The 8,613-nt window shown below is 70.4% G+C and carries 8 protein-coding genes and 2 pseudogenes; 3 read left to right on the top strand and 7 right to left on the bottom strand.

Translation table 11 applies throughout. The features are described 5' to 3' along the window. Nucleotides 1–25: 25 nt before the first annotated feature. Nucleotides 26–1,441, top strand: coding sequence for a serine protease (locus ACFE7U_RS09000; protein ID WP_375409387.1), 1,416 nt, complete (start codon nt 26–28; stop codon nt 1,439–1,441). Between the two features lie 4 nt (nt 1,442–1,445). Here the strand turns inward: ACFE7U_RS09000 and ACFE7U_RS08995 are convergent, their stop codons facing one another. The 5 genes from ACFE7U_RS08995 to ACFE7U_RS08975 form a co-directional block, all read right to left on the bottom strand. Continuing rightward, nucleotides 1,446–1,601, bottom strand: a complete 156-nt coding sequence (locus ACFE7U_RS08995; protein ID WP_018046049.1) for a hypothetical protein — start codon at nt 1,599–1,601, stop codon at nt 1,446–1,448. A 124-nt stretch (nt 1,602–1,725) separates the two neighbouring features. After that, nucleotides 1,726–2,772 carry a cysteine synthase A gene (locus tag ACFE7U_RS08990; protein ID WP_375409380.1) on the bottom strand — a complete coding sequence of 349 codons (1,047 nt, stop codon included), beginning with the start codon at nt 2,770–2,772 and terminating at the stop codon, nt 1,726–1,728. A gap of 12 nt (nt 2,773–2,784) precedes the next feature. Next, a complete protein-coding gene (locus ACFE7U_RS08985) occupies nt 2,785–3,435 on the bottom strand; it encodes a helix-turn-helix domain-containing protein (protein WP_375409379.1) in 651 nt (216 codons plus the stop codon). Nucleotides 3,436–3,481: 46 nt separating this feature from the next. Next, entirely contained in the window at nt 3,482–4,393 is a 912-nt protein-coding gene (locus ACFE7U_RS08980) for a site-specific tyrosine recombinase XerD (protein WP_375409386.1), read from the bottom strand. 62 nt (nt 4,394–4,455) lie between these two features. Then, nucleotides 4,456–4,608 carry a histidine kinase gene (locus tag ACFE7U_RS08975; protein ID WP_375409378.1) on the bottom strand — a complete coding sequence of 51 codons (153 nt, stop codon included), beginning with the start codon at nt 4,606–4,608 and terminating at the stop codon, nt 4,456–4,458. Between the two features lie 263 nt (nt 4,609–4,871). Between ACFE7U_RS08975 and ACFE7U_RS08970 the strand changes: the two genes are divergently transcribed. Together ACFE7U_RS08970 and aroB are read left to right on the top strand one after the other, a co-directional pair. Then, nucleotides 4,872–5,468: a shikimate kinase gene (locus tag ACFE7U_RS08970; protein WP_375409377.1), complete on the top strand. Its 597-nt coding sequence runs from the start codon at nt 4,872–4,874 to the stop codon at nt 5,466–5,468. After that, nucleotides 5,465–6,583 carry a 3-dehydroquinate synthase gene (gene aroB, locus ACFE7U_RS08965; protein ID WP_375409376.1) on the top strand — a complete coding sequence of 373 codons (1,119 nt, stop codon included), beginning with the start codon at nt 5,465–5,467 and terminating at the stop codon, nt 6,581–6,583. Before ACFE7U_RS08970 ends, aroB begins: the two co-directional genes overlap by 4 nt. Nucleotides 6,584–6,589: 6 nt before the next feature. On the opposite strand, the pseudogene ACFE7U_RS08960 reads toward aroB, so the two are convergent. Then, nucleotides 6,590–8,223: pseudogene (locus tag ACFE7U_RS08960) on the bottom strand (methyl-accepting chemotaxis protein). A gap of 162 nt (nt 8,224–8,385) precedes the next feature. Further along, a pseudogene (locus ACFE7U_RS08955) lies at nt 8,386–8,613 on the bottom strand (IS630 family transposase); the annotation flags it as partial.

The raw sequence follows: 8,613 nt of genomic DNA, 5'->3' as shown, positions 1-8,613 counted from the left end.
GCCGGGCGTTCGGGGAACCGTGATCATGGCGTATCGGGTTCGATGGATCGCCGCTTGCCTCACACTTCTCATCGGAACTGCGGCCGGCGCACAGGCGCCCTCCCCTCCGCCCAAGGCTGTCACGCCGTCCAAGCCTCCGGTCGCGCCCGACCCCGCCTTCGACGCCGCCAGGGCAGCCTACGAGGCCCTGCCGGAGGCCGAGCGCAAGGGGCTGCAGGACGCCCTGGTCTGGACGGGGGACTACAACAGCGTCGTCACCGGCACCTACGGCCGACGCACCCACGACGCGCTCCTGGCCTATGCGGCGCGCACCGGCGCCAGGGATCCGGCCTTTCCCGGCCCGGCGACCAGGGCGGCCCTGCTGGCATCGGGGGAAGCGGCGCGCAAGGCGGCGGCGTTCTCGCTCAGGCGCGACGGGGCGAGCGGCGTCACCCTCGGCGTGCCCGAGCGCCTGCTGCCCAAACGGTCGAGCGTGCCAGGCGGCACCCGCTGGCAGAGCGCCGACGGGGCGATCACCCTCGACACCAAGTCGTTCCCGCCCGGCGAGACCGACCTCGACGCGATCTTCGCCCGCATCACCGCGCCGGCGACGGACCGGAAGGTGACCTACAAGATCAAGCGGCCGGATTTTCTCGTGGTCACGGCGGAGACGACGCAGGGAAAGTCCTACATCCGCTACGCGGCTGGCGCGGAGGGGATACGCGGCTTCACGATCGGCTACGGCAAGGCGGCGTCGGCCGAGGTCGACCGCCTCGTCATCGCCGTCGCCAACAGCTTCACGCCCTTCGATTCGGCCGCGCCGGCAGCGGTGCCCGAGCGTGGGCCGGCGCCTGCCGTGGCCCTGCCGCCGGTGGCGGTCGTTCGCCGGGCGCCGGCCGCGACCGGCTTGGTGGTCGAGCCGGCCCGGGTCCTGACCAGCGCGAGGGCGCTGGACGGCTGTGCGACCCCGTCGATCGGCGGCAAGCCGGCACGGGTCGTCGCGGGCGATCCCGCACGCGGTCTGGCGCTCCTCGACTGGACGCCGCCGGGCAAGGGGTCGGCCGGACCCTCCGCGAGCCTGCGCGTAGCCCCAGCCGCAGAGGCCGAAACCGTCATGGTTCTGGGAGCCGAAGCGGCCGGAGCCGTGGCCGTGGCGCCGGGCGAGGCCACAGGGGAGAGCGTCTACGCCCCGTTGCAGCCAGGGGCGGGCGGCGCGCCGATCCTCGATCGATCCGGGGCTCTGCTCGGGTTGGTGGCGTCGTTTCCAGCATCCCCGCGGCTCGTCGCCGGGGTGATGCCGCCGACGCGCTACACCCTGTTACCGGGCGTGCGTATCGCCGCATTCCTCGCGGAAAACGGCGTCGTGCCCGGACCCGGGGCAGTGAACCCCGGGCCGAACTCGATCGGTGCCGTCACGAGCCGGTTAGGCGGACTCGTCGTCGGCATCGAGTGCAATCGATGAACGATCAGAGGCGGCCGGTCACCAGGAGTACGATCAGGATGATGATCAGGATGCCGCCGAGACCGAAGCTCTGGCCGCGATAGGCGCCGCCGCCGAGGAAGTTGCCGCCGCCGAGCACAGCCAGGATGAGGATGATGAGAAGAATGGTGGTCAGGGTCATGGGGCATGCTCCGTAGCGGTCGAGCTTGAGCGCCCGAGCTTGACCAGTGCAACGTCCCCCAGATCGATTCCGTTCAATGCCTTTTCGCGGGATCTTGGGCTGGCCTTCGCGAAGGGTGCGAAACTCAGGCTCGCCAGTCCGGCAGCGGCTCTTCGCCCGCCATGAGCCAGGTGGGCACCGGCAGGCCGCGCTCCTGCAAGAAAGCCGGGTTGAACAGCTTCGAGGCGTAGCGCGCCGCCCCGTCGCAGAGGATCGTCACGATGGTGTGGCCCGGTCCGAGCAGGCGCGCCAGCCGGATCGCCCCGGCGACGTTGATGCCGGAGGAGCCGCCGAGACTCAGGCCTTCCTCCCGCATCAGCCCGAACACGATGTCGAGGGCCTCCCCGTCGGGGATGCGGAACGAATGGTCGGGCCGGAACCCTTCGAGGTTCTTGGTCACCCGGCCCTGGCCGATGCCTTCGGTGATCGAGGAGCCCTCGGCCTTCAACGTGCCGCTCTCATAGTACGCGTGCAGCGCCGAACCCTCGGGATCGCTGAGTGCGATGCTGACGCCGGGCTTGAGGGCGCGCAGCGCCTCGGCCGTGCCGGCGAGCGTGCCCCCCGTGCCGGCAGCACAGACGAACCCGTCGACCTGTCCCTGCGTCGCCGCGAAGATCTCCGGACCCGTCGTCTCGATATGGGCCTGGCGGTTGGCGAGGTTGTCGAACTGGTCGGCGAAGAAGGCTCCGGCCGGCTCCATGTCGGCGAGTCTCCCGGCAAGGCGCCTCGCGACGTGGACGTAGTTGTCGGGGTTCGAGAACGGCACCGCTGGCACCTCGACGAGCCTCGCGCCGGCGAGCCGCAGCGTCTCCTTCTTCTCGGCCGATTGGGTCTGCGGGATCACGATCACGGTGCGGTAGCCCCGCACCGCGGCGACCAGGGCGAGGCCGATGCCGGTATTGCCGGCCGTTCCCTCGACGATGGTGCCGCCCGGCCGGATCAGCCCACGCCGTTCCGCATCGCGCACGATGAAGAGCGCGGCGCGGTCCTTCACCGAAAGACCGGGATTCATGAACTCGGCCTTGCCCAGGATGGTGCAGCCGGTCGCCTCGGAGGCTCGCGCCAACCGGATCAGCGGCGTGCCGCCGATCGCGGCGAGGACGTCGGGACGGACGGTTGCGGTGGCACTCATGAGGATGACGTCTCAGGTCGGATGGCGCGGGTAGATGATGATCGACAGATAGGTGATCGGCCAGGACACCAGTTTCTCCGGGCCATGGACGCCGCCCGAATCGAACAGCAGCGCATCGCCCGGCGCCAGCGGATAGGTGCGGTCGGCATGGCGGTAGAGCACCTCCCCGCTCAGCATGTACAGGAACTCGATGCCGGCATGGCGAAAGCCCGTATAGGGCTCGGCATCGTCCTGCAGGGTGATGAGATAGGGCTCGACCACGACGTCGCCCCCAAGTGCCGCCCCGAGCAGTTCGTAGAGATGGCCGACCTTGGTGCCGCGCCGCTCGATCATCACCCCCTTTCCCGCCCGCACATGCGAGCAGTCGCGCTTCTCCTCGAAGGCGGCGAACAGCGCGGTGAGCGGCACGTTGAGGGCGCCCGCGATGGCGTTGACGGTGGAGAGCGAGGGCGAGATCTGCCCGTTCTCGATCTTCGAGATCATGCCGAGCGAGACGCCGGCGGCGGCGGCGAGGTCCGAGACCGAGAGATCGCGCTCGCGCCGCAGCGTCCTGATCTGATGGCCGAGCGCGCGCTCCAGGGTCCGCGGCGTTTCCGGCGGGGCGCTGGAGCCGGTGGTGAGGTCGGGCGCGGCGGGGATGCCGGAGGGTTCGTCGAGGGGCATGGGCGCGTAGCTTAGTCCGTGTCGCGGGTGGGGGCCACGGGGACCGTCAGGGGCTCTCCTCCGCCTCGTCCATGGCCTCGTCCATAACCTCGTCCATGAGCGGGTGCAGGTCTCGGACCATGCCCTTGAGGCGGGCGTCGAGGACGTGGGTGTAGATCTGCGTCGTGGCGATGTCGGCGTGCCCGAGCAACTCCTGAACGATGCGCAGGTCGGCGCCGTTCTGGAGAAGGTGGCTGGCGAAGGCGTGTCGCAGCACGTGCGGGCTGACCCGGTCCTCGCGCAGCCCGGCGGCGGCGGCGGCGAGCTTGAGGTCGCGGGCGAAGGCCTGCCGGGTCAGGTGGCCGCTTTCGCTGTCGGCGGGGAACAGCCACGGCCCGTCCCCCGGCAGCCTCGCCAGATGCAGGGTCATGGCATCCCGCGCCATGTCGGTGAGCGGCACCAGCCGCTCGCGGCCACCCTTGCCGCGCACCATCAGGAAGCGGTCGCGCGTGGTGGCGGCGCTGCGCGGCAGGGCGATGAGCTCGGAGACGCGCAGGCCCGTGGCATAGAGGAGCTCGAGCAGGGCGTGCATGCGGATCGCCCGCGCCTGGACGCCACCCTCCCCGGAAGCCGCAGCCTCGCGGGTGACGCCGAGCAGGCGGTCGACCTCGGCCACCGTCAGAACCTTGGGCAGGCCCCTCCCCCGGCGCGGGCCGGCGAGCGCCACGGTCGGATCGCCCGTGGCCAGCCCCTCCGCGTAGAGGAACCGGTGGAAGCCGCGGATGCAGGAGAGGCGCCGGGCCGCCGAGGCGGCGGACAAGCCTCGCGTCTCGAGATCGGCGAGATAGGCCCGTACCGTCGCCGGCTCGACCTCGGCGGCAACGACGCCCTGCCCCGCGAGCACGCCGAGATAGTCGGTCAGGTCCCGGCGATACGCCTCGAGGGTGTTGAGCGCGGCCCCGCGCTCGGCCGCCAGCATCTCCAGGAAAGGCTCGCCGGGCCAAGGTTCCGTCGCGGCGGCCTCCGGAGGTGCCGGGAGCGTCACCGGGGCGGCGGCTGCAGCTTGGAGGCGGGAATCGTCACGCTCATCTCGCGCGGGGTCGGCTCGACGAAGGTCGCGAGAGCGAACATGCCGGCGAAGACCAGCCCGCCGAGGATCGCGAGGGTGGCGAGGAAGCGGAACAGGGTCGGCACGTCGGGCGAACCTCGATCGGGCGGGTGCGGCGGGCGAGCGTGGTATCGCGCTGCGGTGGAAGGGGTTTCTCCCAGAGGGGTGCGGAAGGCAAGGACTTCCGGGACACAGCGGGCGCAGGATGCGGGGGATGTCCCCGCGTGGAGCCCCGCTTCGCCCCCATCCCGAAACGCGATAAGGGTGCCGGCGAGCGGCATCGGCATGGACAGGCCGGCCGCGACACCAGAGAGTGGACCGACGCCGCATCGATGCGAAGCCTTCCGTGATGAGTGAGCCCGAAGCCGATCCGATCGAGCTGCGCCTGCGCCGTGCACTGGGCCGCCGTTCGATCGTGCTCGTCGGCCTCATGGGCGCGGGCAAGAGCACGGTCGGGCGGCGGCTCGCCGGACGGCTCGGCCTGATGTTCAAGGACGCCGACACCGAGATCGAGGCGGCCGCCCATCTCAGCATCCCCGACATCTTCGCGATCTACGGCGAGGCGAGCTTTCGCGAGGGCGAGGAGCGGGTCATCGCCCGGCTCATCCGCGAGGGGCCGCTCGTGCTCGCCACGGGCGGGGGCGCCTTCATGCGCGAGCCCACCCGCGCCCGCATCGCCGAGAACGGCGTGTCGGTCTGGCTCAAGGCCGAGCTCGACGTGCTGATGCGCCGGGTGCGCAAGCGCGGCGGCCGGCCGCTCCTCCAGACCGAGGACCCGGAGGGCACGATGCGCGCCTTGATGGCGGTGCGCCATCCCGTCTACGAGGTCGCCGACGTGGTGGTGCCCTCCCGCGACGTCTCGCACGACCGCGTCGTGCAGGACGTGATGGAGGCGCTCGACGCCCATCTCAATGGCTCCTCGAACCAAGGCGTCGCCGCGCAGTGAGTTCTTCCCTGACCGTTCACGTGCCTCTCGACGCGGGCCGCGACTACGACATCCGCATCGGCCGCGACATTCTCGACACGGCCGGCGCCGCCGTGGCCGGTCTCGGCGCCCGCGCGGCGGTGATCGTCACCGACGAGACCGTGGCCGGCCTCTACGGCGAGCGTCTGCGCGCGAGCCTGGACGCGGCGGGCCTGCGCTCCGGGATCGTGGCGGTGGCGCCGGGCGAAGCCTCGAAGAGCTACGCCACCTACGCGCAGGTCTGCGATGGCCTGCTGGCCCACAAGGTCGAGCGCAACGACGTCGTGGTGGCGCTCGGCGGCGGAGTCGTGGGTGATCTCGCGGGCTTCGCCGCCGCGACCCTGCGCCGGGGCGTGCGCTTCGTGCAGGCGCCGACCACCCTGCTCGCCCAGGTCGATTCCTCGGTGGGCGGCAAGACCGGGATCAACTCCCCCCACGGCAAGAACCTGATCGGCGCCTTCCACCAGCCGCGCCTTGTCATCGCCGACACCGCCACCCTCGACACCCTCTCGGAGCGCGAGATGCGGGCGGGCTACGCGGAAGTCGCGAAGTACGGGCTCATCGCGGATGCGGGCTTCTTCGACTGGTGCGAAGCGAACTGGGCCGGCCTCTTCTCGGGCGGCCCCGAGCGCGACGAGGCGGTGGCGATCTGCTGCCGGGCCAAGGCCGGTGTGGTCGTGCGCGACGAGCGCGAGGACGGCGAGCGCGCCCTGCTCAACCTCGGCCACACCTTCGCCCATGCCCTGGAACGGCTGACGGCTTACGATTCAGCCCGTCTCGTCCATGGCGAGGCCGTCGGGATCGGTTTGTGCCTCGCCTTCCGATTCTCGGCGCGCCTTGGCCTCTGCCCGGGCCAGGAGGCCGGCCGCGTCGCCAACCACCTGGCGCTGGCCGGCCTGCCGACCCGCCTGCAAGCGGTGCCGGGGGGCTGCGGCGATGCGGACGCGATCGTCGAGGCCATGGCCCAGGACAAGAAGGTGCGCGACGGCGCGCTCACCTTCATCCTCGCCCGCGGCATCGGGAAGAGCTTCATCGCGCCGGGGATCGACCGCACCGAGGTGAAGGCCTTCCTCGACGCGGAGTTGCGGGACGGCTGAGCCGCGTCAGGCCGCCCGGATGGTCTGGAGGAACTTGCCCACCTCGGCTCGAAGGGTCTCGGACTGGCGCGAGAGCTCCGAGGCGGACGCCAGGACCTGGGTCGCGGCCGCACCCGTCTCCTCGGCGGCCCCGGCGACGCCGGAGATGGTGGCCGTGACCTCGCCGTGCCGACCGCCGCCTGGGTTACGTTGCGGACGATCTCCTGCGTTGCCGCACCCTGCTCCTCGACCGCCGCCGCGATCGTGGTGGTCATCGCGCTGATCTCGCGGATACGATCGGTGATCCCCGAGATCGCCGACACCGCCTGGCCGGTGGAGCCCTGGATACGGCTGATCTGAGCCGAGATCTCGTCGGTGGCCCGCGCGGTCTGGCTCGCGAGTTCCTTCACCTCCGTCGCGACCACGGCGAAGCCGCGCCCGGCTTCTCCGGCCCTGGCCGCCTCGATGGTGGCGTTGAGCGCGAGGAGGTTCGTCTGCCCGGCGATGTTCGAGATGAGTGCGACGACGTTGCCGATCTGGGCCGCGGCCTCGCTGAGGTCCTTCACCAGCACGCCGGTCTGGGCGGCCTCGTCGACGGCGCGGCGGGCGAGGTCGGCGGACCCACCGATCTGGCGGCCGATCTCGTCGACCGACGAGCCGAGCTCCTCGGCTGCGGCCGACACCATGGTGACGTTGGTGCTGGCCTCCTCGGCGGCGGCGGCGACGGTGGAGGTCTGGCTCGCCGTCTGGCCGGCGGTGTTCGTGAGGGTCCGGGCCGTCGCCTGCAACTGGGTGGCGGCGGACGCGACCGTCTGCAGGATGCCGCCGACGGCGCCCTCGAAGCCGTCCGCCATCGCGAGCCGGGCGGTGCGGCGCTCGATCGATGCGGCGTAATCCGCACTCTGCTTTGCGGACGCCTCGGAGGCGGCCTGCTCGGCCACCTTGTCCTTGATCGCCACCACGGCCCGGCCGACGGCACCGATTTCGTCGCCACGCTTCGAGGCCGCGATCTCCGCGGCGAAATCACCCTGCGCCATGCGCTGCAGGACCGAGACGAGCCCGGCCAGCGGACGCGTGATCCCGGTGACGACCACCAGGAAGGCGATGAGGATGCCGAGCCCGAAGCCGCCGGCGGCCAGGGCCATCGTCGTGGTCCGGGTGGCGTTGGTCTGGTCGGTGAGTTCGCTCGACGCCTTGAGGGTGGCGGCCTGCATCTCATCGGCCATCCGGGTGATCTCGTCCGACAGCAGCTTGAAGACCGGGTCGACCGTCGCGTGGATCACACTCAGCGCCTCCTCATTCTTGTTGAGGGCTGCCAGCGGACGCATCTCCTCCAACCCCGCGAAAATATGGCTGAGCTTGGCATTCACGTCGTCGATCCGGGCCGTGTAGGCCGGAACTAGTGGTCGGATCTGCTGCAGCACCTTCGTGACCACATCGGGGATGGCACGAAGCTCGTCGTCCGCCACCTTGATCAGGGCCGGATCGGACTCCGCGATCGTGCGATAGGCCTGGTACATCGCCACGTTCACGAGGCGGTTGGTCCGTCGCATCTCGATGACGGCGGCGGTGTCCTTCGTGAGAAAGGCCGAATAGGCGTCGTCGATCGCCTTCATTCGGCTCGTGGCGAACCAGACCGTACCGGCGATGACGGCAGCCATCAGTCCGATGATGCCGAGGATCTTGGGAAGAATCTTGATGTGGGACAGCATGACGGCGGCAACCTGGAATGGCGTAATGCCGCCAATGCATCCGAATTTAATTAAGAATCTGTTGTTCGGGCCGTGAACATTTGATGCGGGATTCATACCGGCCCACGCTGATCAGAATCCATGCGCCCAGCTGCGAAATTTGATGGACAGGATGCGCCAGCACTGGTCGGCGAGGGTGTTTCAGTCGTCGCAGCACTGGTCAGTGATGGCGTCGTGGGATGGATAATCCGGTTGCCGAGCCGCTTGTCCGGCAGGAACCACAAGGGGGTCTCGACCGGCCGAGTTCCGGCGAGCGCGCCGGCAGCGGCATCGGGACGACCTCCAGCATGATGGCGAAAG

This window comes from uncultured Methylobacterium sp., from assembly GCF_964251405.1.
Taxonomy (GTDB): Bacteria; Pseudomonadota; Alphaproteobacteria; order Rhizobiales; family Beijerinckiaceae; genus Methylobacterium.
This window is presented reverse-complemented; position numbering and strand designations above follow the sequence as displayed.

Coding starts and splice junctions, on each gene's coding strand:
- ACFE7U_RS08995 (WP_018046049.1), bottom strand. CDS start 1,601: ATGACCCTGACCACCATTCTTCTCATCATCCTCATCCTGGCTGTGCTC.
- ACFE7U_RS08985 (WP_375409379.1), bottom strand. CDS start 3,435: ATGCCCCTCGACGAACCCTCCGGCATCCCCGCCGCGCCCGACCTCACC.
- ACFE7U_RS08990 (WP_375409380.1), bottom strand. CDS start 2,772: ATGAGTGCCACCGCAACCGTCCGTCCCGACGTCCTCGCCGCGATCGGC.
- ACFE7U_RS08980 (WP_375409386.1), bottom strand. CDS start 4,393: ATGCTGGCGGCCGAGCGCGGGGCCGCGCTCAACACCCTCGAGGCGTAT.
- ACFE7U_RS09000 (WP_375409387.1), top strand. CDS start 26: ATGGCGTATCGGGTTCGATGGATCGCCGCTTGCCTCACACTTCTCATC.
- ACFE7U_RS08970 (WP_375409377.1), top strand. CDS start 4,872: ATGAGTGAGCCCGAAGCCGATCCGATCGAGCTGCGCCTGCGCCGTGCA.